The sequence below is a fragment of the Hydrogenophaga flava NBRC 102514 genome (assembly GCF_001571145.1).
Lineage (GTDB): Bacteria > Pseudomonadota > Gammaproteobacteria > Burkholderiales > Burkholderiaceae_C > Hydrogenophaga > Hydrogenophaga flava.
This window is the reverse complement of sequence record NZ_BCTF01000002.1, coordinates 123,130-148,617: the sequence shown is the minus strand read 5'-3', so window position 1 is coordinate 148,617 and position 25,488 is coordinate 123,130. Positions and strand designations below refer to the sequence as shown.

At 66.1% G+C, this 25,488-nt stretch carries 22 protein-coding genes and 1 pseudogene; 11 read left to right on the top strand and 12 right to left on the bottom strand.

All coding sequences use genetic code 11. From position 1 onward, the window contains the following. Positions 1-4 precede the first annotated feature (4 nt). The 10 genes from HFL01S_RS02420 to coaBC all read right to left on the bottom strand — a co-directional run bounded on the left by HFL01S_RS02420 (position 5) and on the right by coaBC (position 13,256). Complete coding sequence (locus tag HFL01S_RS02420; RefSeq protein ID WP_066254148.1) at positions 5-1,225, bottom strand: hypothetical protein; 1,221 nt, start codon at positions 1,223-1,225, stop codon at positions 5-7. After that, the gene (locus HFL01S_RS02415) at positions 1,191-2,054 is read right to left on the bottom strand and encodes a phosphate/phosphite/phosphonate ABC transporter substrate-binding protein (protein WP_066254145.1); all 864 of its coding nucleotides are present in this window, start codon (positions 2,052-2,054) and stop codon (positions 1,191-1,193) included. The genes HFL01S_RS02420 and HFL01S_RS02415 overlap by 35 nt, the downstream gene beginning before the upstream one ends. Before the next feature lie 8 nt (positions 2,055-2,062). Next, a complete protein-coding gene (locus tag HFL01S_RS02410) occupies positions 2,063-3,178 on the bottom strand; it encodes an acyl-CoA dehydrogenase family protein (RefSeq protein ID WP_157538740.1) in 1,116 nt (371 codons plus the stop codon). Positions 3,179-3,269: 91 nt separating this feature from the next. After that, a complete protein-coding gene (selA, locus tag HFL01S_RS02405) occupies positions 3,270-4,748 on the bottom strand; it encodes an L-seryl-tRNA(Sec) selenium transferase (protein WP_066254144.1) in 1,479 nt (492 codons plus the stop codon). Further along, the gene (gene fdhE, locus HFL01S_RS02400) at positions 4,748-5,770 is read right to left on the bottom strand and encodes a formate dehydrogenase accessory protein FdhE (protein ID WP_066254142.1); all 1,023 of its coding nucleotides are present in this window, start codon (positions 5,768-5,770) and stop codon (positions 4,748-4,750) included. Before fdhE ends, selA begins: the two co-directional genes overlap by 1 nt. A 54-nt stretch (positions 5,771-5,824) precedes the next feature. Next, complete coding sequence (locus HFL01S_RS02395; protein WP_066254139.1) at positions 5,825-6,445, bottom strand: formate dehydrogenase subunit gamma; 621 nt, start codon at positions 6,443-6,445, stop codon at positions 5,825-5,827. After that, the gene (gene fdxH, locus HFL01S_RS02390; protein ID WP_169802303.1) at positions 6,445-7,317 is read right to left on the bottom strand and encodes a formate dehydrogenase subunit beta; all 873 of its coding nucleotides are present in this window, start codon (positions 7,315-7,317) and stop codon (positions 6,445-6,447) included. The genes HFL01S_RS02395 and fdxH overlap by 1 nt, the downstream gene beginning before the upstream one ends. 10 nt (positions 7,318-7,327) lie before the next feature. Beyond that, positions 7,328-10,465 carry a formate dehydrogenase-N subunit alpha gene (gene fdnG, locus HFL01S_RS02385; RefSeq protein WP_157538739.1) on the bottom strand — a complete coding sequence of 1,046 codons (3,138 nt, stop codon included), beginning with the start codon at positions 10,463-10,465 and terminating at the stop codon, positions 7,328-7,330. A gap of 381 nt (positions 10,466-10,846) precedes the next feature. Beyond that, complete coding sequence (locus tag HFL01S_RS02375) at positions 10,847-11,920, bottom strand: MBL fold metallo-hydrolase (RefSeq protein WP_084383049.1); 1,074 nt, start codon at positions 11,918-11,920, stop codon at positions 10,847-10,849. An 85-nt stretch (positions 11,921-12,005) separates the two neighbouring features. After that, entirely contained in the window at positions 12,006-13,256 is a 1,251-nt protein-coding gene (gene coaBC, locus HFL01S_RS02370; protein ID WP_066254130.1) for a bifunctional phosphopantothenoylcysteine decarboxylase/phosphopantothenate--cysteine ligase CoaBC, read from the bottom strand. Between the two features lie 107 nt (positions 13,257-13,363). On the opposite strand from coaBC, the gene HFL01S_RS02365 reads away from it, so the two are divergent. The 8 genes and pseudogenes from HFL01S_RS02365 to HFL01S_RS02330 all read left to right on the top strand — a co-directional run bounded on the left by HFL01S_RS02365 (position 13,364) and on the right by HFL01S_RS02330 (position 20,368). Next, on the top strand, positions 13,364-13,900 hold the full coding sequence (locus HFL01S_RS02365) for a hypothetical protein (RefSeq protein ID WP_157538738.1): 537 nt from the start codon (positions 13,364-13,366) through the stop codon (positions 13,898-13,900). A gap of 115 nt (positions 13,901-14,015) precedes the next feature. Next, complete coding sequence (gene pyrG / locus HFL01S_RS02360) at positions 14,016-15,671, top strand: CTP synthase (RefSeq protein ID WP_066254125.1); 1,656 nt, start codon at positions 14,016-14,018, stop codon at positions 15,669-15,671. Positions 15,672-15,682: 11 nt separating this feature from the next. Continuing rightward, complete coding sequence (gene kdsA, locus HFL01S_RS02355; protein ID WP_066254122.1) at positions 15,683-16,537, top strand: 3-deoxy-8-phosphooctulonate synthase; 855 nt, start codon at positions 15,683-15,685, stop codon at positions 16,535-16,537. Next, positions 16,534-16,821, top strand: a pseudogene (locus tag HFL01S_RS02350) (DUF1330 domain-containing protein). Before kdsA ends, HFL01S_RS02350 begins: the two are co-directional and overlap by 4 nt. A 47-nt stretch (positions 16,822-16,868) precedes the next feature. Next, positions 16,869-18,155 carry a phosphopyruvate hydratase gene (gene eno / locus HFL01S_RS02345; RefSeq protein ID WP_066254118.1) on the top strand — a complete coding sequence of 429 codons (1,287 nt, stop codon included), beginning with the start codon at positions 16,869-16,871 and terminating at the stop codon, positions 18,153-18,155. A 46-nt stretch (positions 18,156-18,201) separates the two neighbouring features. Then, positions 18,202-18,486 carry a septum formation initiator family protein gene (locus HFL01S_RS02340; protein WP_066254115.1) on the top strand — a complete coding sequence of 95 codons (285 nt, stop codon included), beginning with the start codon at positions 18,202-18,204 and terminating at the stop codon, positions 18,484-18,486. Between the two features lie 8 nt (positions 18,487-18,494). Beyond that, positions 18,495-19,169 (top strand): AAA family ATPase, encoded by a 675-nt coding sequence (locus HFL01S_RS02335; RefSeq protein ID WP_066254112.1) that lies wholly within the window; start codon positions 18,495-18,497, stop codon positions 19,167-19,169. Next, complete coding sequence (locus HFL01S_RS02330; RefSeq protein ID WP_066254110.1) at positions 19,166-20,368, top strand: AGE family epimerase/isomerase; 1,203 nt, start codon at positions 19,166-19,168, stop codon at positions 20,366-20,368. The genes HFL01S_RS02335 and HFL01S_RS02330 overlap by 4 nt, the downstream gene beginning before the upstream one ends. 4 nt (positions 20,369-20,372) lie before the next feature. On the opposite strand, the gene hslO is transcribed toward HFL01S_RS02330, so the two are convergent. Both hslO and HFL01S_RS02320 read right to left on the bottom strand, forming a co-directional pair. Continuing rightward, complete coding sequence (gene hslO / locus HFL01S_RS02325) at positions 20,373-21,353, bottom strand: Hsp33 family molecular chaperone HslO (RefSeq protein ID WP_066254106.1); 981 nt, start codon at positions 21,351-21,353, stop codon at positions 20,373-20,375. A 37-nt stretch (positions 21,354-21,390) separates the two neighbouring features. Next, entirely contained in the window at positions 21,391-21,915 is a 525-nt protein-coding gene (locus HFL01S_RS02320) for a gamma carbonic anhydrase family protein (RefSeq protein WP_066254103.1), read from the bottom strand. A 46-nt stretch (positions 21,916-21,961) separates the two neighbouring features. Here HFL01S_RS02320 and HFL01S_RS02315 point away from each other — a divergent pair, with 46 nt between their 5' ends. The 3 genes from HFL01S_RS02315 to HFL01S_RS02305 all read left to right on the top strand — a co-directional run bounded on the left by HFL01S_RS02315 (position 21,962) and on the right by HFL01S_RS02305 (position 25,454). Next, positions 21,962-22,813 carry a ferritin-like domain-containing protein gene (locus HFL01S_RS02315; protein ID WP_066254101.1) on the top strand — a complete coding sequence of 284 codons (852 nt, stop codon included), beginning with the start codon at positions 21,962-21,964 and terminating at the stop codon, positions 22,811-22,813. A 128-nt stretch (positions 22,814-22,941) separates the two neighbouring features. After that, positions 22,942-23,970, top strand: a complete 1,029-nt coding sequence (locus tag HFL01S_RS02310; protein ID WP_066254097.1) for a sensor histidine kinase — start codon at positions 22,942-22,944, stop codon at positions 23,968-23,970. Continuing rightward, complete coding sequence (locus HFL01S_RS02305) at positions 23,967-25,454, top strand: sensor histidine kinase (protein ID WP_066254095.1); 1,488 nt, start codon at positions 23,967-23,969, stop codon at positions 25,452-25,454. The genes HFL01S_RS02310 and HFL01S_RS02305 overlap by 4 nt, the downstream gene beginning before the upstream one ends. Positions 25,455-25,488 lie beyond the last annotated feature (34 nt).

The window sequence follows — 25,488 nt, the reverse complement described above, 5'->3', positions numbered from 1 at the left end:
TTCCTCACATGAAGTTCCGGGTGTGCATGTCGGACAGCCGCTGCGCCTCCGATCGCTCAAAACCCAGGCGCGACAGGCGCGCCTTGCGCCCGCCGGCCATCTCCTGCTTGAGGGTCTGCACCGCCTGGTGGCCATGGCGCACCGCCTCGGGTGTCAGCGACCCCGCGGCCAGGAGCACCAGCGCGTCGAACACCTCTTCGTTCAGGCCGGCAGAGGTCGAGAGCTCGTCGTAGCGCTGTTCCATCGCATTGCGCAGCCGGATCTGATAGTCGGGCTGGACGGACAACCGGTGTTCAAGGTGGGCCATGCCGAACGCCACATGGCGCGCCTCGTCACGCGCCGTCAGACGCGCGATCTGTCGCGTCACCGGATCGGGCGCGTGCGCGTGCAGGAAATTGAGCAGGTTCACGAACGTGCCCTCGCCCAGCACCGAGAGCAGAAAGGTGGCCTGAGAAAAGTCGCTCGCCTCGAAGAGTGTGCGCAGGGAAGTCTGGCCACCGGCGGTGGACAGTCCGGGCTCACGGCCCTTGAGCGTGGCGCGGCGGGTGAAGACCTCGACATGTCGGGCTTCGTCGGCACACTGCAGGGCCAGCAACTGCATGACCTCGCGGTAGTGCGGGTGAATCTGGCCCAGGTGTCGCGCCGGTACCAGCAGCGCAGCGTTCTCGTTTTCGATCAGATAGGTCATGACCTGCACCACCGCCGTTTCGACGGCGTCGGGCAGTTCAAACGGGGCCTGCCAGTCGATGGCGGCCTCGGGGTCCCACTGGGCCGCGGCGGCCTGTCGGTAGAGCTCGCCAGCGGTCGCCGCCCACAGCTCGTCGCGCCGGTTCAGCGCAAAGCCCATGGGCGGGCTGCCGGCTTCCACCTTGGCACCGCGTGCGGCCAGGCCCCAGGAAGCCTGGGCCTGTTCAGCGGGCCAGGGCTGCTCCTGACCCAGAACGGCGCGTCCGGTGGATTGGGCCCCGAGCCAGCGCCCTTCGGCCTGGTCGGACCGCCGGACCCAGGCCATCAGACGGCCGTCCGGGCGCTCTTCCAGCTCGAAGCCATGCCCCTGACTGCGGCACCAGGCCAGCAGATGCGAGGACCAGCCCGGCGCACGCCCGGTAACACCGAGCACCGCACCGGGCGCGAGCTGGAGCAGGGCCTTGCGCACCAGCAGCAAGGCCCCTTCGTCCAGACCCAGGGCTTCAATATCGATAGTCGGCGGGGAGGATGTGACCATCTTGGCTGTAAAACTCTTCGTCGTCGACCGCACGGCTGAGCATGTCGTAGCCGCTGATGCGCCCGGGGCGCCACTCACGCAGCCCTTCGAGCTCCAGCAAAGGCCGAACCATGGGGTCGTCCCAGCGCATCGAAAACAGCAGTTCGGTGAAAAGGGCAATGGCCTCGGTCGGGGCGTTCGGGCTGGTGGTGAAGTTGCAGTGGTCGTAGGCGCCAGTGGTGGCCAGAATGCGGGTGCTTCCGGCGGGCAGCGTGCCATCGAGCCCGAACGCCAGGTGGTTGCCATCGATCATGCAGCAGGCGTCCACCTCGCCAGCCAGCAAGGCCTGTGCCGCCTCCCGTTCGCCACCGATGTGGTCGCCGTGTTTTCCGCCGAGCACATCGAAGCGGCGCACCCGGAAATCGCGGCCCCCGACCAGTCCGCATTGGCGCAGGTGATCGAGGGGAATCAATGTCGCCTGCGGCGAGTCGATGGCGCCCACCCCCAGGGTCTTGCCCCGCAGATCGGCCAGGTTGTGCAACGGGCTGTCGGCGCGCACCACCACCAGAGAGTGCAGGTCACAGTCGGTGTCGCGCATGGCCACCGCCTGCACCGACTGACCCCGCGCCCGGGCCATGCGGCGCGCACGCTCCCAGGCCAGTGGCGAATTCCATGCCACCTGGATCTGCCCTTCGAACTGCGCCTCGACCTGACGCTCGTAGTTGCTGAACAGGACAAAGTCGAAGTCCAGGCCACGCTCGTGGAAGAAGGCTTTGAAGCCCTCCCAGATGGTGACCACTTTGGGTGCATAGGCCACCGCACCCATGACGAGGGAGTGTTTGGTGTTCATCTCAAGCCTCAGAACAGGGGTTGGCCGGTCACGGCTTTGCCGATGAAGTCGTACAGGACATCAGATGTGGGGGCCATCACACTGGCCGCACGGGCGTCCCGGAACAGGCGCTCGATGCCCGCTTCCTTGCGGAACGCCGCTCCGCCACACACACGCATCGCGATATCGGTGACTTCCAGCGCGGTTTCCGCCGCGGCGGCCTTGACTTCCAGGACCCGCAGCATGGTATCGGCCCGCCCGGTCTCCATGGCCGACAAGGTGTCCTGCAGCAAGGCACCGGCCATGTCGGTCTTGATGCGGGCTTTGGCCAGATAGGCGCGAATGGTCGGCAGGTCGGCCAGGGAACTTCCCAGGTGCTGGTGCCGGGTGCCGCCCACATGCCCGGCGGCGCGCTCCAGCGCGCCCTCCATGAGGCCCACCGAGCAGGCCGCGTTCATGCACGCGAACCAGGGCAGGACCACACCCATCATGGCGTCGAAACCCTTGCCGTCCTCGCCCAGGCGATCACTGGCATTCACCCGAACGCCCTGGGCGGTCATAGGCGTGGAGGCATTGCCTCGCAGCCCCAGTCCATCAAAGCGGCCGGCGATCGACAGGCCCGGGCTGCTGGCATCGACCAGCCACAAGGTGCTGGCACCGTCGCCGGCCACCGGTTTGCTGGACCAGACATAGCTGTTGGCCTCCCCCGCCGATGTGACCCAGCTCTTGCGGGCGTCGAGCACAAACCCGTCGCCCTCCGCTTTTGCGGTGCTCATGGGGGCCCAGAAGTGGCTCCGGGACTCGGCTTCGGAGAACGCCAGTGTCGTGAGATGGCGACCGGCCGCGATCTCGCGCCGCTGGGCTTCGGCACCGAACTGTTCGATCACGTTGGCTGCGCAGTAGTGCATGCAAACCACCATCGCCGTGGACGGGCAAGTCTTGGCGAGCGTGCTGACGACCTGCACCGCTTCGCGCAGGCCTTTGCCCTGACCGCCCACCGAGGTGGCCGAAATCAGGCCCAGGAATCCCGCCTCCGCGAGGGCCTGCACCGCTTCGCGGGGAAAGCGGCCTTCCTGATCGGTGCGAAGCGCCAGCGGCACCAGGGTGTTGGCAATGATGGTGTCAAGGATGGTTGTCGGTTCCATAAGTAGGACGGTGATTCAAAGAAAGAAAACAGAGGTGGGCGGCGGGATTGGCTGCGCGCAAGGGCTTCCGGTCGGTGATGCTCCCTCGATGTCAGGCCAGTGCCTGCTGAAGCTGCGGCAACTGATCCCTCAGCACCGAGGGCTGCTCCAGGCAGCGCAGATCCAGCAGCAGCCGGTCTTCGGACACGCGGCCGATCACCGGCAGCGGCAGGCGCCGCAGCGCAGTGGCCAGTTCGTCCAGCGCACGGCCGGTACCCTTCTTGTTCACCGGTGCGATGGCCAGGCCCGCCGACGGCAGGCGCTCGACCGGCAGCGAGCCGGAGCCGATCTGCCCTTGCATGGCCTCGACGCTGACGGCAAAACGCGGTGACACCGCAGCGCTCATCGCAGGCAGCAGCGCTTCGGCCACCTGACGGATGTCGGACTCTGTGCGTGTAAGCAGGCGCAGCGTGGGCAGGTCCTGCGCCACCCGCTCAGGCCGCAGGTAGAGCATCAGCGTCGCTTCCAGCGCGGCCAGCGGCAGCTTGCTCATGCGCAGCGCGCGCTTCATCGGGAACTTGCGGATCTTGCCGACCGCCGCCTTGCTTCCCACGATCAGCCCGGCCTGCGGGCCACCCAACAGCTTGTCGCCACTGAAACTCACCACGTCGCAGCCGGCGGCCAGCATCTCCTGCGGCATCGGTTCGCGCGGCAGCCCCCAGGCGGCCAGGTCGACCAGCGCGCCACTGCCCAGGTCGGTAGCCACGGGCAGGCCGCGCGCGTGGGCGATGGCGCTGAGCTCGGCCTCGCTCACAGCGGAGGTGAAGCCCTGCACCGCGTAGTTGCTGGTGTGCACCTTCATCAGCAGCGCGGTGCGCTCGGTGATGGCGCGTTCGTAGTCGTGCGGGTGCGTGCGGTTGGTGGTGCCGACCTCGACCATGTGCGCGCCGGCGCTGGCCATCACGTCGGGCATGCGGAAGGCGCCACCGATTTCCACCAGCTCACCGCGCGAGACGATGACCTCCTTGTCGCGCGCCAGTGCCGCGATGGTGAGCAGCACCGCCGCCGCGTTGTTGTTCACCACGGTCGCGGCCTCGGCACCGGTCAGCGTGCACAGCAGCTCTTCGACAATGCTGTCGCGGTCGCCCCGGCCGCCGGTGGCGAGGTCGTATTCGAGGTTATTCGGCCCCGACATCATCCTGAGCAGATGGGCCAGCGCCTCGTCGGCCAGCAGGGTGCGGCCGAGGTTGGTGTGGATGACCGTACCGGTGAGGTTGAGCACGTTGCGCATGCGCGGCGCCAGCCGGCCGGCCACGCGCTGCTGCACCGCGGCCGTCAGCGCGTCGTTGGCAACCTCGGTCAGCGGCAGCTCGCCGCGCACGGCGCGCGCGCGCAGCTCGTCCACCAGGGTGCGCACCTGTTGCGCCACACAGCTGTGGCCGTGTTCGGCCACCAGCTGGGCCACGACCGGATCGCGCAGCAGGCGATCGACCGAGGGCAGGTCTTTGGGGGCAGCGTTCGGGAGGGCGGGAGGGCTGGTGTTGCCGGTGGCCCTGGAACCGTCGACGACGGATTCTTCGGACCGGGCCATCAGGGCCTCCCTTCTGGCGGTGGGTGGTCGGGCGGCGGCACGCCGCCCGGGTCACCAAACAGCAGCATGAAGTTCACGCCGTGGCGCTCTTTGCCGGTCTCGGCCACGAGCAGGTCCAGCGTGAGCGAGGCTACGTCGTCGGCCACCGGGTCCACGAAGGGGTCGCGGTCGGTGTGCATGATCTTGAGGTAGCTGCCACAGTCGTCGCAGGTTTCGGCCTGCACCTTGGCGGTGGCGGCCGCGCTGTCGCCATCGCCCCCCGCCGCCGTGAGCGACTGGTAAGCCAGCGACTTGATGGACAGGCAGTGCGGGCACTTGATGCGCACCATGTGCCACTGCAGGTTGCACAGCGAGCAGTGCAGGTAGCGCTGACCCAGCGATTCGCCCGCGCTGCGTGTGATGCTGGCGGTAGGCCGGCTGCCGCAGCAGGGGCAGCCGGTTTCTTCGTCGATGCGGCCGAAGGGCTGGCCCTGTTCCTGGTGCAGGGCGCGCGTGGCCAGCAGCAGGTGCGTCCAGTAGACCTGCAGGGCCGCACCGACCACCGGTGCGGTGGCCAGGTCCAGGCCGGTGCCCAGGCCGTGCAGCAGGGCGTCGGCCTGGCGTTCGAAATACACGTCATCCTCGGCGGCCAGGCGCTCCAGCACCGCACGCGCACCGGTTGGCGCCTGGGCGGACAGCGCACGGGCCATGGCGCGCGCGGCATCTCGCCAGGCGGGGTCGCGCGGCCAGTCCGCTGCCGGTAGCGGCGGCAGGCCGGCGCGTGCCGCGCGGTCGATGGCCTGCGCATCGGGCAGTGGCACCGACGGGAAACTCTTGAGCGCGGCCTGCTGCTCGTGCGCGATCAGCGCGAGAAAACCCAGGTAGTCCTCCATCGCGTGACCACGCGCGAGCTGGCGCAGGCGCATCTCGCGTTCGGCGAACACCGAGGTTCTTTCAGGCCAGTGCAGAAACGGCGTCTCCCCACCCGCGCGGGCCGCAATCTCTTCCGCGCTCATCACACGCACAGTGGCGCTGGTCGTCATCGAAATCCTTTGTTCAACAAATGTGCCCCGCCCGCGCAGCAGGCGGGGCCGGCTTCACTTCTTCGTCATCTCCTGGTGCCACAGCGGGTGGTTGAGCTTGGCCCAGCTCTCAGTGACAGTACCCCGCGTCATGGCCCGCACAGTGCCCTTGACCCAGATCGCCGCGTACACGTGCACCACGGTGCTGATGACCAGGACCACAGCCGATACGGCGTGCAGCAACACGGCTACCCGCTGGACCGGGATCGGGAAGACCCCGTCGAACCAGGGCCTCCAGAACATCACCCCGGTGACCAGCAGCACGACCAGACTCAAGGTCATGGCCCAGAACACCATCTTCTGGCCGTAGTTGTATTTGCCCACAGGCGGCAGCGATGCCTTGTTGCCCTTGAGCATGTCGCCCATGTGCTTCTTCCACTCGCGGTCAGCATCGGTGAAGGTGTTCTGCTTCCAGAGCCTGAAGAACAGGCCCAGGAAGCTGATCACCATCAGCACCCCCATGAAAGGATGCAGGATGCGCGCCCACGCCCCCCCACCAAAGAGGTGGGTGAAGAAGTAGAAGCTGGGGTGGAAGAAGGCCAGCCCGGACAGGCCGGCGAGGAAGAACATCAGCGCCAGGAACCAGTGGTTCATGCGCTCGTTGTCCTTGTAGCGCAGGAGCAGTTTCTGAGCCATCACGCCTCCTCCTTCTCGGACTTGTCCTCGATAGGACCCACCTTCATGTAGTGGAAGAACCCGGCCACCACGGCGCCGATCATCCCGGCGACTGCGAGCGGCTTGGCGATGCCCTTCCACACCGAGACCAGCGGACTGATCGTGGGGTTGCTGGGCAGGTCCACCAGCTCGGGCTTGTCGGCGTGCTTCATCACGTACATGACGTGCGTGCCGCCCACCCCTTGCGGGTTGTAGAGGCCGGCCTGCTGGAAGCCGCGTTCCTTCAGCTCGCCGGCGCGCTTCTCGCCGTAGGCCACCATGTCGTCCTTGGTCCCGAACGAGATGGCGCCCGTCGGGCAGGTCTTCACGCAGGCAGGCTCCAGGCCCACGCCCACCCGGTCGGAACACAGGGTGCACTTGTACGCCTTGTTGTCCTTCTGGGAGATGCGCGGCACGTCGAACGGGCAGCCCTTGACGCAGTAGCCGCAGCCGATGCAGTTTTCCGAGATGAAGTCGACGATGCCGTTGGCGTACTTCACGATCGCGCCGGGTGACGGGCAGGCCTTGAGGCAGCCCGGGTCCTCGCAATGCATGCAGCCGTCCTTGCGGATCAGCCATTCGAGGCTGCCCTGCTCGGGCTCGACCTCGAAGAACTTCATCACCGTCCAGCTGTTGGGTGTGAGGTCGGCGGGGTTGTCGTAGACACCGACGTTGTGTCCGATGTCGTCGCGCAGGTCGTTCCAGTTCATGCACGCGACCTGGCAGGCCTTGCAGCCAATGCACTTGGACTCGTCGATGAGCTTGGCGACCTCCGGGACCGCGGTGCGGATCTGGGGTGTGGGGGTCGTGGTGGCCGAGCGGGCCACCACGTCAAGGCTTTGCAGACTTGCCATGGTGATCTCCTCAGGCCTTCTCGATGTTGACCAGGAACGCCTTGAACTCCGGTGTCTGGGAGTTCGCGTCGCCCACGAACGGGGTCAGCGCATTGGCCAGGTAGCCGTTCTGCGTAACGCCCTTGAAGCCCCAGTGGATCGGTATGCCCACGTGGTGCACCTTCTGGCCATTGACATCGAGCGCCTTGATGCGCTTGGTCACCACGCAGGCCGCAACCACCTCGCCGCGGTTGCTGCGAACCCGGACCTTGTCCCCGTGGCTGATGCCTTTCTCCTTGGCCAGTTCTTCGCCGATTTCGACGAAGGCCTGGGGCTGGGTCACGGCATTGCTGGTGGAGTGTTTGGTCCAGTAGTGGAAGTGCTCGGTCAGGCGGTAGGTCGTGGCGGCATACGGGAACTCGTCCTTCTTGCCGAAGGCTTCCAGGTCGCCCTTGTAGACCCGTGCGGCCGGATTGCTCGTGGCCTTGGGGTTGTCGGGGTGCATGGGGTTGAAGCCCACCGGCGTCTCGAACGGTTCGTAGTGCTCGGGAAACGGTCCTTCGTTCATGCCCGTGGCATGCAGGCGCGCCACACCCTCGGGGTTCATGATGAAGGCACCGACGCCCTGCTCCGGCGCCGCGTCGGGCCGCATGTCCGGGATGTCCGGACCGCCGGCCCAGCTGCTGCCGTTCCAGGCCAGGTATTTGCGGCTCGAGTCCCAGGGTTTGCCATCCTTGTCCGCGCTGGCGCGGTTGTAAAGGATGCGGCGGTTGGCCGGCCACGAGAAACCCCAGTTCTGGAACACGCCCAGGCCACTCGGGTCGCTGTTGTCGCGCCGCGCGGTCAGGTTGCCCGCCTGGCTCCAGCAACCGGCGTAGATCCAGTTGCCGCAGGCGGTGGTGCCGTCGTCGCGCAGCACGGCAAACCCCGGAATCTGCTCGCCGGCTTTCACCAGCGGCGCCGGGGCCGGCGTGCCAGGAGCCGGTGCAGGCACCGGAATCGGCTTGCCGGCGGCGTCGAGCTTGGGCGCGGGCGGTGGCGGCATGAGGTCCGCCAGCGCCTTGCCGCTGATCTCGCGCAGCAGCTCGGCCGAGCTGGGCACGTTGCTGTTGATGTAGGGCCAGGCCAGCGCGGCTACCGGCTCGGGCAGCGTGCCGCCATCCTTGGCGTACATGCCACGCAGCTTCATGAACAGGCGCGCCATGATTTCCGAGTCCACCTTGGCCTCGCCCGGCGGATCGACAGCCTTCTCCTTCCAGCTGATGACGCGGCTGGAGTTGGTGAAGGAGCCGGTCTCCTCGGCGAAACAACTGGTGGGGAAGCGGAACACCTCGGTCTGGATCTCTTCCGGCTTCACATCGTTGAGCGGGCCGAAGTTCTTCCAGAACTCGCTCGTCTCCGTTTCCAGCGGATCCATCACCACCAGGTACTTCAGCTTGGCCAGGCCCTGCGAGAGCTTCTTCTTGTTCGGCACCGCCGCCAGGGGGTTGAAGCCCCGGCAGATGAAGCCGTTCATCTTGCCCTGGTGCATGCGCTCGAACATCGCCAGGATGTCGTAGGCGCCGTCGCGCTTGGGAATCCAGTCATACGCGAACTGGTTGTCCGCCGTGGCGGCGTTCCCGAAGTAGGCCTTCATCAGGCTGGTGTGCCACTTGGGGAAGTTCTGCGTGAAGGCCATCTGGTTCGGACGCAGCGGCTTGCCGGTGCGCGTCTTCAGGTAGGTCTCACGGTCGACATCGGCCTCGGTGGGCGAGGACATGTAGCCCGAGAGCACTTCCGAGTAGGCGCACATGTCGGTGATGCCCTGCACGTTGGCATGGCCCCGCAGCGCGTTGATGCCACCGCCCGGACGACCCATGTTGCCCAGCAACAGCTGGATCATGGCCATGGTGCGGATGTTCTGCGAACCCACGCTGTGCTGTGTCCAGCCCAGTGCGTAGCAGATCGTCGCCACCTTGTCCGGCGCCGAGGTCTCGCCCAGCATCTCGCAGATCTTGAGGAACTTGTCCTTGGGCGTGCCCGTGATCTTGCTGACCTGCTCGGGCGTGTAGCGGCTGAAGTGCTTCTTCATCTGCTGGTACACACACAGCGGGTCCTGCAAGGTCTCGTCGACCTTGACGAAGCCGTCATCGCCCAGCTGATAGCCCCAGCTGGCTTTGTTGTAGCTGCGCTTGGCCTCGTCATACCCGCTGAACATGCCGTTCTCGAACTTGAAGTCCGGCTTGGTCAGGAAGGTGATGTCGGTGTTGAGCTTGGCGTACTCCAGGTGGATCTTGTTGTTGCTCAGCAAGTAGTTGATGACGCCCGCCAGGAAGGCGATGTCGGTCCCCACGCGGATAGGCGCGTAGAAGTCCGCCACCGCCGCGCTGCGCGTGAAACGGGGATCGACCACGATCAGCTTGGCCTTGCGGTGCTGCATCGCCTCGGTCACCCATTTGAAACCGCAGGGGTGGGCCTCGGCGGCATTGCCGCCCATGACAAGGACAAGATCCGTGTTCTTGATATCCGTCCACGAGTTGGTCATCGCTCCGCGACCGAAAGTCGGGCCCAGACTGGACACCGTCGGCGCGTGTCAGATGCGAGCTTGGGTGTCGAGACCGACAATCCCCAGGCCACGAGCAACCTTGACGCTCAGATAACCGGATTCGTTGGAAGAAGCAGAACTGATGAGGAAGCCGGTGGTGTTCCAGCGGTTGACCGTGATCTGCTGGCCGTCTTTCTCGACCGTCTTGACGAGATTGGCGTCGCGGTCGGCCTTCATGTGCTTGGCCACACGGGTCAGCGCCTCATCCCAGGAGAGGCGCTTCCACTCGTTGGTGCCGGGTTCACGCACCTGGGGGAAGGTCACCCGGTTGGGCGACTGGATCATGTCCATTACGCCCGCGCCCTTGGGGCAGAGCGTGCCTCGGTTGACCGGGTGGTCCGGATCACCCTCGATATGCACGATCGACGACTTGACGTTCTTGGCCTTGTCGCCCAGGGTGTAGATCACCAGGCCGCAACTGACCGAGCAATACGGGCAGGTGCTGCGGGTTTCCGTGGTTCGAGCGAGCTTGAAGCTGCGCGTCTCGGCCAGGGCCGCGGTGGGCGAGAAGCCCAACGCCACCAGGCTGGAAGCCGCCAGTCCTGCACCGCTGACCCGGAAGAACTGCCTCCGGTTCATGTCCATGCTTTCTTTCTCCTGCGGACCATGGCGGTCCGACCTCGTGGGCGCCTGCTACACGGCAGAGCAAGGAAATTGTCCTCATGAACCGCGAGGTTTCATCCGAGCACAAATCCTTATGAAATCGATAGCAGAGCTCGGCGCGCGCCAGACCCGCACGCCAGCACGACAACACGTCGCGACAACAACGACAAACTGTCGCAATCTCTCATCGACTCTCGGGTCATCGACCGATTTTTCCGAGATACGACTCACCACTTTGCATGGAACAAACATTGCTATAGGGCATTGACTGATCTCAGTCGGCTTGTGCAGGCTTTGACGATCGGGTCAAAAAAAAAGCGATTCCGACCTTGCTTTTTTGATTGACCTCGGGAGTGCCCCCCGTCAGAACGCCTCTTTCTCCGCCTCCAGATAGGCCAGGCTGGTGTATTTGCCGATGTTGCTGTCGAAGCCGGCCATGGTCTTCGCGCGGCTGGCGACACGGGGGTCTTTCATCACGAGCGCCTTGGCGCCATCGAGCGGGATGCCGTCCTTGACCGCCTGCACGCAGGGCTCCCAGATGCCGCGCATGAACGTGCCGTAGGTGTCCAGGAGGTTCTTGCTGCCACGGCCGTGACCGGGCAGCCAGAGCTGGTCTCCCGCGGCCTTCTTCAGTGCCTCGTAGTACCTGAAGGTGCCGGGGTAGGAGCCGTCGTCGATGTTGGCGATGCGGTTCTCCATCGCGATGTCGCCGACGTAGGTCAGCCTGTCCTGCACGATCTCGAAACACAGGTCCGATGGCGTGTGGGCCCGGCCGTAGTGGTGCAGCCGGATCTGCACGTCACCGTAGTCGAACACCTGCCCGTGCTCCACGGTCTGGTTGGGCGCGACCACCTTGGTGCCCAGGGTGGCCTGGTTGGTCCAGCGCTCCATCAGGCTGCGCCAGAGGTTGCCCTCGTGGCCGGCGATCTGCTCGCGCGTGTAGGCCAGCGCATGGATCGGCAGGTCCTTGCCGTAGACGTCGGCGAAGGCGTGGTTGCCCAGCCAGTGGTCGCCGTGGTAGTGGCTGTTGAACACTGCGATCACTGGCTTGGGGGTCACGGTCCTGATCATGCGGATGGCCATCTGGCCGATCTGCAGCGAGGCGCCGCTGTCCAGCACCACCACGCCCTTCTGCGTCACCACGAAGATGACGCTCGCCATCAGCCCCTGGTTTTCCTGCGTCGGAAAGCCCTCCTTGGCATAGACCATCCAGACGTGCGGCGAGAGCTGCTCGGGCTTCACGTCCGGCACCGGCGGGCCTTCGATGAATTCCTGCACCTGCTGGGCGAACACCCGGACCTCGGGCACCAGGGCCAGGCCCAGCCCGGCGGCCCCCAGGCCGGCGGCGGTCCGCACCCAGTGGCGCCGGGATTCGTTGACAGCGACGGAAGGGGCCCCTGGCACCGGGGGCCGGTGGGTCGGAATTCGGGATGGCATGGGCGTCTCCTCTAAATCATAGAATAAGCAATTGCTTATTCTATGATAGCGAGCTTGCCCTCACCGGGCAACCGGCGGTACCAGGTCAGGTCGTGGCTGGCAGCGGCGAGGGGTTGGGCAGACGCCGCGCGATCTCCACCACGAGCTGCCGCGCCAGCTGCAGCTTGGACGCCCGGGGGAGCTCCGAGCTGCCCTGCTCATCCACCAGCAGCAGGGCGTTGTCGTCCTGGCCGAAGGTGTCGGGACCGATGTTGCCCACCAGCAGCGGCACGCCCTTGCGCACGCGCTTGGCCTGCGCGTGGGCCAGCAGGTCCTCGCTTTCGGCGGCGAACCCGACGCAGTACAGCGCCAGGCTCTGGGCACGGGCGGTTTTGGCAATGCCGGCCAGGATGTCGGGGTTCTCGACGAAGCCCAAGGTCGGCACCTGCCCGGAACCGTCTTTCTTGATCTTCTGCACGGCGATATCGGCCGGCCGCCAGTCGGCCACCGCGGCGGCAGAGATGAACACCGTGGCGTTCTGGCTCAGCACGCTGAGGGTCTTCTGCATGTTCAGCGCAGACTTGACATTGATGCGCCCCACGCCCCGTGGCGTCGGCAGACTGACCGGGCCGGCCACCAGCGTCACATGGGCGCCGGCCTCGTGCGCCGCCCTCGCAATCGCAAAGCCCATCTTGCCGCTGGACAGGTTGGTCAGCCCCCTCACCGGGTCGATCGCCTCGAAGGTCGGACCAGCGCTGACCAGCACCTGCTGGCCGGCCAGCAGCTTGGGCGTGAAGAAACGGACGAGCTCGTACAGCAGCTCATCCGGTTCGAGCATGCGCCCGTCGCCGATCTCGCCGCAAGCCTGGTCGCCCACGCCCACGTCCAGCACCGTGGCGCCATCGGCTTTGAGCTGGGCCACGTTGCGCTGCGTGGCCGGGTGGGCCCACATCTCGCGGTTCATGGCGGGCGCCAGGATGAGCGGCACCTTGTCGATGGGACGCGCCAGGCACATCAGGCTGAGCAGATCGTCGGCCCGGCCGTGCAGCAGCTTGGCCATGAAGTCGGCGCTGGCGGGGGCCACCATGATCGCGTCGGCTTCCCGGCTCAGGTTGATGTGGGGCATGTTGTTGTCCACCCCCGCGGCGTTGCGGTCGTCCCACTGGGAGCTGAACACCGTGCGACCTGACAGGGCCTGCATCGTGACCGGCGTGATGAACTGGGTGGCTGCTTCGGTCATGACCACCTGGACAGTGGCACCGGCCTTGACCAGCGCTCTGCAGAGTTCGGCCGCCTTGTAGCAGGCGATCCCGCCCGATAGTCCCAGGACAATGTGTTTGCCGGCGAGTTCGCTCATGGCCGCAATGTAGCAGTTTGAAACGCCTGCCAACAGGCCTGAGCCGCGCGAATCCATAATCTGCGCTTTGACCAATCTTCCACAGCAGGACACCCTTGGCCATGCACATGACCCGCCTTCCCATCCTCCTCAGCGCCAGCCTTGTCCTGGCCTCCCTTGCTGCCTGTGGAGGAGGCTCCGATGGCCCGGAAGGCGAAGCACCCACGGGAGGTGCCCTGGCCAACGCCTGGTTTGCCGACAGCGACAGCTACCACCCGCTGGACAAGATCAGGCCCGATGGAAGCTTCTACTCGGGCAACGAAGCCGACTTCGGCCCGGTCAATCCCGCGTATGCCGGCAGCACCGCCACCCAGTCGCGCTGGGCCATCGACACCTCGGCCACCCCGCCCGCGGGCGAAACCCTGAGCTACACGTTCAAGGTCGACGGCGTCAGCGCCTCGGGCAGCGCTGTGGCGGCACTGCTGGCCAATCTGCGCATCAACAGCAGCACCGGCCTCATCACCCAGACCTGCAAGGGCTTCCCCGAGTGCTACGACAACACCTCCGGTCAGGACGAGGATTTCCTGGTCACTGTGACGGCCCAAGCCAGCGGCGGCGGCAAGCTGGAGCGGAATTTCCTGCTGCGGGTGCGCGGCAACCGCTGATCACCACGGCCCGCGGACCGACCGTCTCGTGGCCGGTCCGCGCGTCCGGCGGGCAAGGGGGTGGCGCCTATAATCGCCATTTCCACCTCCTGCGAGCGCCCGGCTCGCCCGAGTCATGACCAAATTCGTGTTCGTCACCGGCGGTGTGGTGTCCTCCCTTGGCAAGGGCATTGCTTCTGCTTCCCTGGCTGCGATCCTTGAATCGCGCGGCCTCAAAGTCACCCTCATCAAGCTCGACCCGTACATCAACGTGGACCCGGGCACCATGTCGCCCTTCCAGCACGGCGAAGTCTTCGTCACCGACGACGGCGCCGAAACAGACCTGGACCTTGGTCACTATGAGCGTTTCATCGAAACGCGCATGAAGAAGACCAACAACTTCACCACCGGCAAGATCTACCAGTCTGTGCTGGAGAAGGAACGCCGGGGCGACTACCTCGGCAAGACGGTGCAGGTCATCCCGCACGTCACCAACGAGATCCAGGAATTCATCAAGCGCGGTGCGGGCATCGGCACGCCTGACGCCGTGGACGTGGCCATTGTCGAGATCGGCGGCACGGTGGGTGACATCGAGTCCCTGCCCTTCCTCGAAGCCGTGCGCCAGATGAGCCTGCGCATGGGCCCGAACAACTCGGCCTTCGTGCACCTGACCTACCTGCCGTGGATCGCCGCGGCCGGTGAGCTCAAGACCAAGCCGACCCAGCACACGGTGCAGAAGCTGCGCGAGATCGGCATCTCGGCCGACGCCCTGCTCTGCCGCGCCGACCGCCGCATCCCGGAAGACGAGCGCGCCAAGATTTCGCTGTTCACCAACGTGCCCGAATGGGGCGTGATCAGCATGTGGGACGTGGACACCATCTACAAGGTGCCGCGCATGCTGCACGAGCAGGGCCTGGACGGCCTGATCTGCGACAAGCTGCGCCTGAACACGCCGCCCACCAGCCTCAAGCGCTGGGACGATCTGGTTTACGAAACCGAGCACCCGCAGGGCGAGGTGAAGATCGCCATGGTCGGCAAGTACGTCGACCTGTCGGACAGCTACAAGTCGGTCAACGAGGCCCTGCGCCACGCCGGCATGCGCAACCATGTGCGAGTGAAGATCGACCACGTCGATTCCGAGACCATGGAAGGCGCCGACGCCGCCCAGAAGCTCGCGCAATACGACGCCATCCTGGTGCCCGGAGGCTTCGGCCAGCGCGGCGTGGAAGGCAAGATCGCCACAGCCCGCTTCGCCCGCGAACACAAGGTCCCCTATCTGGGCATCTGCCTCGGTATGCAGGTCGCGACCATCGAGTACGCGCGCCACGTGGCTGGCCTCGAGAACGCCAACAGCACCGAATTCGATGCCGCCACGCCGCACCCGGTGATCGCACTGATCGAAGAGTGGAAAGACGCCGATGGCAGCATCCAGAAGCGCGACGCCAGCTCTGACCTGGGTGGCACCATGCGGCTGGGCGCCCAGAGCTCCGACGTGGCCAAGGGCACCCTGGCGCACAGCATCTACGGCGACGTGGTGACCGAGCGCCACCGCCACCGCTACGAAGCCAACGTGAACTACCTCGATCGGCTGCGCCAGTCCGGTCTGGTGATCTCTGCGCTGACGCAGCGCGAGCAGCTGACCGAGATCGTCGAGCTGCCGCAGACGGTGCACCCCTGGTTCATCGGCGTGCAGTTCCACCCCGAATTCAAGTCCACCCCCTGGGCCGGCCACCCGCTGTTCAACGCCTTCGTCAAGGCGGCGGTCGAGCACCAGAAGGCCGCCAAGGCCTGACCGGAGCCCCCATGAAACTCTGCGGATTCGACGTCGGCCTGGACCAGCGCTTCTTCCTGATCGCAGGCACCTGTTCCATCGAAGGTCTGCAGATGTCGCTCGATGTCGCTGGCCAGCTCAAGGAAATTTGCGGCGCGCTGGGCATTCCGCTGATCTACAAGGGCTCGTTCGACAAGGCCAACCGCTCGTCTGGCAGCAGCCAGCGCGGCGTGGGCCTGGATGCCGGCCTGAAGATCCTCGACGAGGTGCGCCGCCAGCTGCACCTGCCCGTGCTGACCGACGTGCACGACGAGTCGCAAGTGGCCGAGGTCGCCGCCGTGGTGGACGTGCTGCAGACGCCGGCCTTCCTGTGTCGCCAGACCGATTTCATCCGCGCCGTGGCTCAGTCGGGCAAGCCGGTGAACATCAAGAAGGGCCAGTTCCTCGCGCCCTGGGACATGAAGAACGTGATCGACAAGGCCCGCGCTGCCGCGAAGGACGCCAGCCTGTCGGAAGACCGTTTCCTGGCCTGCGAGCGCGGCGTGTGCTTCGGCTATAACAACTTGGTGGCCGACATGACCAGCCTGGCCGAGATGCGCAAATCCGGCGCGCCGGTGGTGTTCGACGTGACCCACTCGGTGCAGAAGCCGGGTGGCCTGGGCGCCGTCAGCGGCGGTGCGCGCGAGATGGTGCCGGTGCTGGCCCGCGCGGGTGTCGCCGTGGGTGTGGCCGGCCTGTTCATGGAAACGCATCCGAAACCGGCCGAGGCCTGGTCCGACGGACCGAACGCGGTTCCGCTGGGCCGCATGAAGGCGCTGCTGGAAACCCTGGTCGCGCTCGATTCCGTAACCAAAACAAATCCGCTGCTGGAGAACGATTTCCAATGAGCGCGTACATCATTGCGGATGTGACCGTCACCGACGAAGCGCAGATGAAGGTCTACCGCGAGTGGAGCACCCGCGCCATGCAGGAGTTTGGCGCCGAGGTTCTGGTGCGCGGTGGCCGTATCGAGCCGCTCGAAGGTGGCTGGCATCCGTAGCGGGTCGTGGTGCTGAAGTTCAAGGACATCGCCACCGCGCAGGCCTACTACCACTCCGAGACCTACACCCATGCGCGCACGCTGCGCGAGGGTGCGGGCTCGATCCGCATGTTTGCCGTAGAGGGCGTCTGAGCGCCCCGTTCCGATTTCTTTTTTGACTTGTTCCAAAGGTAGAAACCATGAGTGCAATCGTTGATATCGTCGGCCGCGAAGTCCTGGACAGCCGTGGCAACCCCACCGTCGAATGCGACGTGCTGCTGGAGTCGGGCGTGATGGGCCGTGCGGCCGTGCCGTCCGGCGCGTCCACCGGTTCGCGCGAGGCCATCGAGCTGCGCGATGGCGACAAGAAGCGCTACCTCGGCAAGGGCGTGCTCAAGGCCGTCGAGAACATCAACACCGAGATCAGCGAAGCCGTGCTGGGCCTGGACGCCTCCGAGCAGGCCTTCCTGGACAAGACCCTGATCGACCTGGACGGCACCGAGAACAAGGGCCGCCTGGGCGCCAACGCCATGCTGGCTGTGTCGATGGCCGTGGCCCGCGCCGCCGCCGAAGAAGCCGGCCTGCCGCTGTACCGCTACTTCGGTGGCATGAGCGCCGTGCAGATGCCCGTGCCGATGATGAACATCATCAACGGCGGCGCACACGCCAACAACTCGCTGGATCTGCAAGAGCTGATGATCATCCCCGTGGGCGCGCCGTCGTTCCGCGAAGCCCTGCGCTGGGGTGCCGAGGTGTTCCACGCCCTCAAGGCCATCCTGCACGACAAGCACATCAGCACCGCCGTGGGTGACGAAGGCGGTTTTGCCCCGTCGGTCGAGAACCACGAAGCCGCGCTGCAGCTGATCCTGCAGGCCATCGACAAGGCCGGCTACACCGCCGGTGAGCAGATCGCCCTGGGCCTGGACTGCGCCGCCAGCGAGTTCTACAAGGACGGCAAGTACGTGCTCGAAGGCGAAGGCGGCATCCAACTTACCGCCGAACAGTGGACCGACATGCTGGCCACCTGGGCCGACAAGTACCCCATCATCTCCATCGAAGACGGCATGGCCGAAGGCGACTGGGACGGCTGGAAGGTGCTGACCGAGCGCCTGGGCAAGAAGGTGCAGCTGGTGGGCGACGACCTGTACGTCACCAACACCAAGATCCTGAAAGAAGGCATCGACAAGGGCATCGCCAACTCGATCCTGATCAAGATCAACCAGATCGGCACCCTGACCGAGACCTTCGCCGCCATCGAGATGGCCAAACGCGCCGGCTACACCGCCGTGATCAGCCACCGCTCGGGCGAGACCGAGGACAGCACCATCTCCGACATCGCCGTGGGCACCAACGCCGGCCAGATCAAGACCGGCTCGCTGTCTCGCTCGGACCGCATGGCCAAGTACAACCAGCTGCTGCGCATCGAAGAAGACCTGGGCGATGTGGCCGTGTACCCCGGCCGTGCGGCCTTCTACAACCTGAAGTGATCAGGACTGGCGGCTCCAGGGTCGCCAGACCAACCCATCCAGCCCAATGGCACATCGCATCGTCCCCGGCCTGCTGATCACGCTGCTGCTCGTGCTGCACGCGCAGCTGTGGTTCGGCCGGGGCAGCGTGCCCCAGGTTTCGCGCATGAAGACCGAACTGGCCGCGCTGGAAGCGGTCAACCAAGAAGCGCGGCAGCGCAACGAGCGTCTGGCCAACGAGGTGCGCGACCTCGAAGAAGGCCTGGGCATGGTCGAAGAACTGGCCCGCAACGATCTGGGCATGGTCCGGCCCAACGAGATCTTCGTGCAGATCGCCCACAAAAAGCCCTGAGCTGCATCGTGGCACTTGTGGTCACGCTGCTCGGCGGCGAATCCACCGGCAAGACCTCCCTGGCCCGTGCCTTGTGCGGGCACCTCGCGGAAACGGGTCAGAACGCCGAGATGGTGCCCGAGCACCTGCGCAACTGGTGCGAACAGCAGGGCCGTGCGCCCCATGTGCACGAACAGGCTGAGCTGGCCCGCGAGCAGGCACGCCTCACCGATGAGGCGGCGTCCCGGCATAACGTGGACATCGTCGTTGCCGACACCTCGCCCCTCGTGATCGCGGCCTACAGCGAGCTCTATTTCAATGACCACTCGCTCTGGCCCGAGGCCCTGGCCTGGCAGCGCCGCACGGACCTGACCCTGCTCATGGGTCTGGGCCTGCCCTGGGTCGCCGATGGTTTCTTCCGCGACAGCCCCGCCGTGCGCGATGCGGTGGACACATCGATCCGGCGCGAACTGCAGGCCGCGGGACTGGCCTTCCAGACCATCCACGGCCACGGACAGGCCCGAACCGAACAAGCCCTGCGCGCCATCGGCCGATGCCTGCGGCTGGACCTCACCACCACCGAACAGTCCCTGACCAACGGCCGCCGCGCCTGGAGCTGCGACAAATGCAGCGACCCGGCCTGCGAACACCGTCTGTTCAGTGGCCTGCTCGCACGCAACAACACTGGAGACGCACGCCCATGATTCCCGCAACACCCCTGCCCGACTTCCGCTCGCCGGCCTTCCTGCGCGCCCACATCGAAGACACGCTGTCGTTCTACCTGCCGCGCGCGATCGATCCCCACGGTGGTCTGTTCCACTTCCTGCGCGACGACGGCAGCGTCTACGACGCCCACACCCGGCACCTGGTGAGCAGCACGCGCTACGTGGTCACACTGGCCATGGCCACGCGCCGCGGACTGGGTGGAGAAAAGGTGCGCCTCGCGCTGCAACAGGCCTTCGACTTCCTGCCGATGCACCGCAACCCCAACACCGGCGGCTACGCCTGGCTGCTCGACTGGCGGGACGGCCAGGCCCGCGTGCTGGACGCCACCAACCACGCCTATGGCCTGGCCTTCGTGCTGCTGGCCCACGCCCACGCGCACATGGCCGGCGTGACCGGCGCACACGCGGGCATCGCGCAGACCTTCGACCTGCTGGAGCAGCGCTTCTGGGAGCCGGCCCACGGCCTGTACGCCGACGAAGCCACGGCCGACTGGCAGTTGCTGCCCTACCGCGGGCAGAACGCCAACATGCACCTGTGCGAGGCGCTGCTGGCGGCCTACGACGCCACCGGCGAAACACGCTACCTGAACCGCGCCGCGCTGCTGGCCGAACACATCACCGTCCGGCAGGCGGGCTTGGCCGACGGGCTGGTGTGGGAGCACTACAAGGCCGACTGGTCGGTGGACTGGGACTACAACAAGGACGACAAGACCAACATCTTCCGCCCCTGGGGCTTCCAGCCCGGCCACCTGACCGAGTGGACCAAGCTGCTGCTGCAACTGCACGAGCGCCGCCCAGATGCGGCCCTGATCGACCGCGCGCGCCATTTCTTCGACACCGCGATGCACAAGGCCTGGGACGGCGAGCACGGCGGCCTGTACTACGGCTTCGCGCCCGACGGCAGCATCTGCGACAGCGACAAGTACTTCTGGGTCCAGGCCGAGTCACTGGCCGCCGCGGCGCGGCTGGCCACCGTCACAGGCGAGCCGCGCTACTGGGCGGCCTACGACCACCTCTGGGCCTATTCATGGCGCCACTTTGTGGACCACGAATACGGTGCATGGTGGCGCATCCTGACCGCCGACAACCGAAAGTACTCAGACGAGAAGAGCCCGGCCGGAAAAGTCGACTACCACACCATGGGCGCCACCCACGATGTGCTCGATGTCTTGAAGTAAGGGCTCAGTGCGTGCCGCCCGCTATGGGCGGCTGTGAAGCCGCCTGCAGGAACACCTGCGCGGCATCGACCGGATCGAAGTGGTACTGCGCGCCGCAGAAGTCGCAACCCACTTCCACCTGCCCCTGCTCGGCGATGATGGACTCGACCTCCTCGCGACCCAGCGACTTGAGCATGCCGCTCACACGCTCGCGCGAGCAGGTGCAGGCAAAACGCGGGCCGTCGGCGCCGGTCTGCGGCTCGAAGCGGCGCACATCCTCTTCCCAGAACAGACGGTGCAAGATGGTGTCGGCATCCAGCGTCAGCAGCTCTTCGCGCTTGAGGCTCGCGGCCAGGATGGCGATGCGGTTGTAGTCCTCGTTGCGGCCGATCTGGTCTTCGTCGCGCGCCATCGCCCCTGCACCAGCCAGGTTGGACTCGCCCTGCAGCGGCAGGCGCTGGATCAGCAGCCCGGCCGCGGCCTGGTCGTTGGCGGCCAGCACCAGGCGCGTATCGAGCTGCTCGCTCTGCAGCATGTAGTGCTCGATCACCTCGCTGAGCTTCTCCAGCTTCTCGCGACGGTCACCGAACAGCGGCACCACACCCTGGTAGGGCTGCTGGCCCGGCAGGCGGTCCTTGGGGTCGAGCGTGATGGCGCAGCGCCCCTGGTTGTTGACGTTGACCATGTGCGAGAGCGGCGCATCGGCCGCCACCTCGCCGGTCACGGTAGCGGTGGCGCGCAGCGCCAGGTCGGGCTGCACTTCGGCCACGGCCAGCTTGACCGGACCATCGCCCTGCACCTGCAGGATCAGCGCACCGTTGAACTTGATGTTGGCCTGCATCAGCGTGGCCGCGGCCGTCATTTCGCCCAGCAGCTCGGTCACCGCCGCCGGATAGCCACCAGCCTGCTGGCGACGGCGCAGGATTTCCTGCCAGCTGTCGGTCAGGCGCACCAGCATGCCGCGCACCGGCAGGCCTTCAAACAGGAATTTGTGGAGCTCGGACACTCTGTGCTTTCAGAAAAAGAACGTTGGCAGATCGGGGTCAGCCGACTTTTTTCAAGCCCCGGCGGTAGCGCTCGGCGTTCTCCATGTAGTGCAAGGCGCTGCGGCGCAGGCCCTCGATCTGCTCGGGCGTGAGCTGGCGCATGGCCTTGGCCGGGCTGCCGATGATCATGGAGCCGTCGGGGAACTCTTTGCCTTCGGTGACCAGTGCACCCGCACCGACCAGACAGTTCCTGCCGATCTTCGCGCCGTTGAGCACGATGGCACCGATGCCGATCAGCGACTCGTCGCCGATGGTGCAGCCGTGCAGCATGACCTGGTGGCCCACGGTGACGTGGCGACCGATGGTCAGCGGCAGGTTCTTGTCGGTGTGCAGCACCGAGCCATCCTGGATGTTGCTGCCTTCGCCGACCACGATGGGCTCGGTGTCGCCCCGCAGCGTGGCGCCGAACCACACGCTGCTGCCGGGCGCGAGCTGGACATCGCCGATCACCTGCGCGTTCTCGGCCACCCAGGCCGAATCGGCCACCTGCGGGCGGGTGCCATCGAGTTCATAGATCGCCATGCGGGGAGTCTCCTGTGGGCTGCGGGGCAAACCTAGAATTGTAGGGATGCCCACCGTCCCCAGCCCCGAACCCAGCCTGCGCGAGGCCGCGCTCGACGCCCTGTGCCTGCCGGACCCGCAGGCCAAGGTGCACGCCGCCCATGCGCTGTGGCAGCGGCTGCTGGCACTGCCCGACGAGGCCGCGCGCGAGCAGGCGCTGGCGCCAGCACAGTCCATCCCGGTGCCCGAGGACAAGGTCTTGCCCGGCCGTCCGGCCCAGCCGGTGCTGGTGCCGCCCATGGCGGTGGCGCAGCGCTCGCCGTTCACATCCGAGGGCCTGGCCGCCCTGCTGCACGCGGTCTGCCACATCGAGTTCAACGCCATCAATCTGGCGCTCGACGCGGTCTGGCGCTTCGCGGGCATGCCCGCCAGCTTCTACCGCGACTGGCTTCGCGTGGCCGATGAAGAGGCCACCCACTTTGGCCTGCTGCGCGAACACCTGCAGAGCCTGGGCCACGACTACGGCGACTTCCCGGCGCACAACGGCCTGTGGGAGATGTGCGTGAAGACGCAGCACGACATCACCGCGCGCATGGCCCTGGTGCCGCGCACGCTGGAAGCGCGCGGACTGGACGCCACGCCGCTGATACAGGCCCGGTTGCGCAAGGTGGGCACACCGGCTGCGCTGCGCGCGGTGGACATCCTGGACATCATCCTGCGCGACGAGGTCGGGCATGTGGCGATTGGCAACCGCTGGTATGGCTGGCTGTGCGAACGCCAGGGCCTGGAGCCGCTGTCGCACTACCGGCACCTGGCGCGCGTGCACACGGCACCCCGACTGCGCCCGCCCTTCAACGACGAGGCGCGCCGGGCGGCGGGCTTCAGCCAGGCCGAACTCGACTATCTGCTCAGCGCCTGAGCCAAAAACGAATTCGTTCGTATCAAGCAGGAAGCGCGACGCGCGCCCTCGCGGTGTTTTTCACGCGCAGCGTGGTCCATTCCCCTATATGCTGGACCAACACTCGGCACCCCTCCCACACGTTGGCCATGAGCGCACCAAACATCCAGCTGGACGAATACCTCGGGCAGGCATTTGACCGCATACCGGTGGCCATGGTCGTGGTCACTCAGCAAGGCGTGATCACCCGCGTGAACCGGCTCGCCGAAGCCACCTTCGGCTACACGGGCGAAGAGTTGCTTGGGAAGCCGGTGGAGATGCTGGTGCCCGAACGCTACCGGCATGCGCATCCCGGCTACCGACGTGGCTTCCAGACCGAGGCCACCGCAAGACCGATGGGTGCAGGCCGAGATCTCAGCGGGCTGCGCAAGGACGGCAGCGAATTCCCGGTGGAGATCGGCATCAACCCGGTGGACACCGGTGAGGGCCCGATGATCCTGTCGGTGATCCTGGACCTGAGCGAGCGCAAACAGAACGAGCGCCGCATCAGCGACGCACTTCGAGAGAAGGAACTGCTGCTCGAAGAGGTGCACCACCGGGTCAAGAACAACCTGCAGGTGATCCACAGCCTGCTCGATCTGCAGATGCTCAAGATCGGCGACCCGGATCTGGTCGCCATGCTGCGCGACAGCCAGAACCGCATTCGATCAATGTCGATGATCCACCAGACGCTGTACCAGTCGCACGACTTTGCGCGGGTCGACTTCCAGCGGTTTCTGGACGAGCTGCTGCCCAGCCTGATGGACTCCTACGGCATGGTGAGCGGCCATGTCTCGATCAACATCGAGTCCACCCAGGTCAAGCTGCCGATCAACGAGGCGATCCCCTGTGGCCTGATCGTCAACGAGCTGGTGAGCAACGCGCTCAAGCACGGATTTCCCGACCAGCAGCGCGGCACCATCCAGGTGATGCTTGAGCAGGGAGACGATGGCAGTGTCAACCTTGCCATCAGCAACGACGGTGTCGCCATCCCGGAGGATCAGAATCTGGAGCGAACCGGTTCGCTGGGCCTGCAACTTGTGCGGCTGCTGACGCGCCAGTTGCAGGGCACGCTGGAGGTGCAGCGCGCCAACCCCACGCGGTTCACCGTCCGCATCCCTCCCGGAGGCCAGCCATGAACCAGCCCGCCCGCATCCTCGTGGTGGAGGACGAGAGCATCGTGGCTTTCAACCTGCAGCAGCGCCTGTCGATGCTGGGGTACGACGTGCCCGCCATCGCGGTCTCGGGCCAGGAGAGCATCGATCTCGTGTCGCAGATGCAGCCCGATCTGGTGCTGATGGACATCCACATCCAGGGCGACATGGACGGCATCGAAGTGGCCGCCAAGCTGCGCGAAACACACGCCGTCCCAGTCATCTACCTGACCGCCTACTCCGAGGACTCGACCCTGGAGCGGGCCCGCAAGACGCGGCCCTATGGCTACCTGCTCAAGCCCTTTTCGGAGCGCGAGCTGCACGCCACCATCCAGATGGCGTTCGAGCGCCAGCGGCTGGAGAACGAGCTGAACGACAGCCGACGCCTGCTGCAGCAGGCACTCGATGCCGCCAGCCTGGGAGTCATGGAGCTGGACAAGACCACCACCACCATCACCCCGTCGCACCGCACCGCCGACCTGATCGGCTGGCCACACGACCAGCCGCTGACACTGCCCGACCTGCTCTCGCGCGTCGACGCCACCGAGCGGGACGCCATCGCAGCCAAGCTCCACCAATGCCTGAACGACCTCATGCACTTCAGCGAGGAGTTCCGTGTGCTCGCTGAGGACCCCACGCCGCGTTGGATCAAGATCGACGCCGGTCACGTCTCCGACCAACGCGTGACCGGGGTGGTGCAGGACGTGTCGGAGCGCAAGCAGAGCGAGCTGCGGCTCAAGACCCTGAACGAGAGCCTGGAGCATCTGGTCACTGCGCGCACCGATCAGCTCAACCAGAGCCTCAAGGAGCTTGAGGCGTTCAGCTACTCGGTGGCGCACGATCTGCGCGCGCCGGTGCGCGCCATCATTGGCCTGAGCGACATGCTGCTGCAGACACAGCCGACCCGCTTCGACCAGGACGGGATCGACCTGGTCCAGCGGATTGCCGCCACCGGCCAGCGCATGAGGGCGCTGATCGATGCCCTGCTGCACATGGCCCGCCTGAACCAGGTGCCCATGCAGCTGCGGGTGGTGGACATCAGCGGCATCGCGGGCGAGATCGCCAGCCAGCTGATGGAGTCCGAGCCACAACGTGTGGCCGAGATCCGGATTTCGCCCAAGCTCGAAGCCCTGGCCGACCCGACGCTGGTGCGCAGCCTGCTCGACAACCTGATGCGCAACGCCTGGAAGTTCTGCGCCCACAGCAAGATCACGCGCATCGAGGTGGGCGCCAAGACAGTCGACGGAGAGACCGTGTATTTCGTGCGCGACAACGGCTGTGGCTTCGACATGGCCTCCGCCGACCGCCTGTTCGGCCCCTTCCAGCGCCTGCACCGGGAGGATGAATACACCGGTACCGGCATCGGGCTGACCATCGTGCAGCGCATCGTCATGCGCCACGGCGGTCGCGTGTGGGCGTTGTCCGAGCCCGGGGCGGGGGCGGCCTTCCACTTCACCCTGAGCGCCTGACTCCACCGCAGCCGGCATGTGCGGATAATCGCGG

Excerpts from the sequence above, each read along its gene's own strand:
- HFL01S_RS02310 (WP_066254097.1), top strand. The coding sequence starts at position 22,942 with ATGAGCGCACCAAACATCCAGCTGGACGAATACCTCGGGCAGGCATTT.
- HFL01S_RS02305 (WP_066254095.1), top strand. The coding sequence starts at position 23,967 with ATGAACCAGCCCGCCCGCATCCTCGTGGTGGAGGACGAGAGCATCGTG.
- eno (WP_066254118.1), top strand. The coding sequence starts at position 16,869 with ATGAGTGCAATCGTTGATATCGTCGGCCGCGAAGTCCTGGACAGCCGT.
- kdsA (WP_066254122.1), top strand. The coding sequence starts at position 15,683 with ATGAAACTCTGCGGATTCGACGTCGGCCTGGACCAGCGCTTCTTCCTG.
- HFL01S_RS02365 (WP_157538738.1), top strand. The coding sequence starts at position 13,364 with ATGACCCGCCTTCCCATCCTCCTCAGCGCCAGCCTTGTCCTGGCCTCC.
- HFL01S_RS02375 (WP_084383049.1), bottom strand. The coding sequence starts at position 11,920 with ATGCCATCCCGAATTCCGACCCACCGGCCCCCGGTGCCAGGGGCCCCT.
- HFL01S_RS02410 (WP_157538740.1), bottom strand. The coding sequence starts at position 3,178 with ATGGAACCGACAACCATCCTTGACACCATCATTGCCAACACCCTGGTG.
- HFL01S_RS02415 (WP_066254145.1), bottom strand. The coding sequence starts at position 2,054 with ATGAACACCAAACACTCCCTCGTCATGGGTGCGGTGGCCTATGCACCC.
- HFL01S_RS02420 (WP_066254148.1), bottom strand. The coding sequence starts at position 1,225 with ATGGTCACATCCTCCCCGCCGACTATCGATATTGAAGCCCTGGGTCTG.
- pyrG (WP_066254125.1), top strand. The coding sequence starts at position 14,016 with ATGACCAAATTCGTGTTCGTCACCGGCGGTGTGGTGTCCTCCCTTGGC.
- fdxH (WP_169802303.1), bottom strand. The coding sequence starts at position 7,317 with ATGGCAAGTCTGCAAAGCCTTGACGTGGTGGCCCGCTCGGCCACCACG.
- HFL01S_RS02320 (WP_066254103.1), bottom strand. The coding sequence starts at position 21,915 with ATGGCGATCTATGAACTCGATGGCACCCGCCCGCAGGTGGCCGATTCG.
- HFL01S_RS02340 (WP_066254115.1), top strand. The coding sequence starts at position 18,202 with ATGGCACATCGCATCGTCCCCGGCCTGCTGATCACGCTGCTGCTCGTG.
- HFL01S_RS02330 (WP_066254110.1), top strand. The coding sequence starts at position 19,166 with ATGATTCCCGCAACACCCCTGCCCGACTTCCGCTCGCCGGCCTTCCTG.
- HFL01S_RS02395 (WP_066254139.1), bottom strand. The coding sequence starts at position 6,445 with ATGGCTCAGAAACTGCTCCTGCGCTACAAGGACAACGAGCGCATGAAC.
- HFL01S_RS02315 (WP_066254101.1), top strand. The coding sequence starts at position 21,962 with ATGCCCACCGTCCCCAGCCCCGAACCCAGCCTGCGCGAGGCCGCGCTC.
- fdhE (WP_066254142.1), bottom strand. The coding sequence starts at position 5,770 with ATGACGACCAGCGCCACTGTGCGTGTGATGAGCGCGGAAGAGATTGCG.
- selA (WP_066254144.1), bottom strand. The coding sequence starts at position 4,748 with ATGGCCCGGTCCGAAGAATCCGTCGTCGACGGTTCCAGGGCCACCGGC.
- coaBC (WP_066254130.1), bottom strand. The coding sequence starts at position 13,256 with ATGAGCGAACTCGCCGGCAAACACATTGTCCTGGGACTATCGGGCGGG.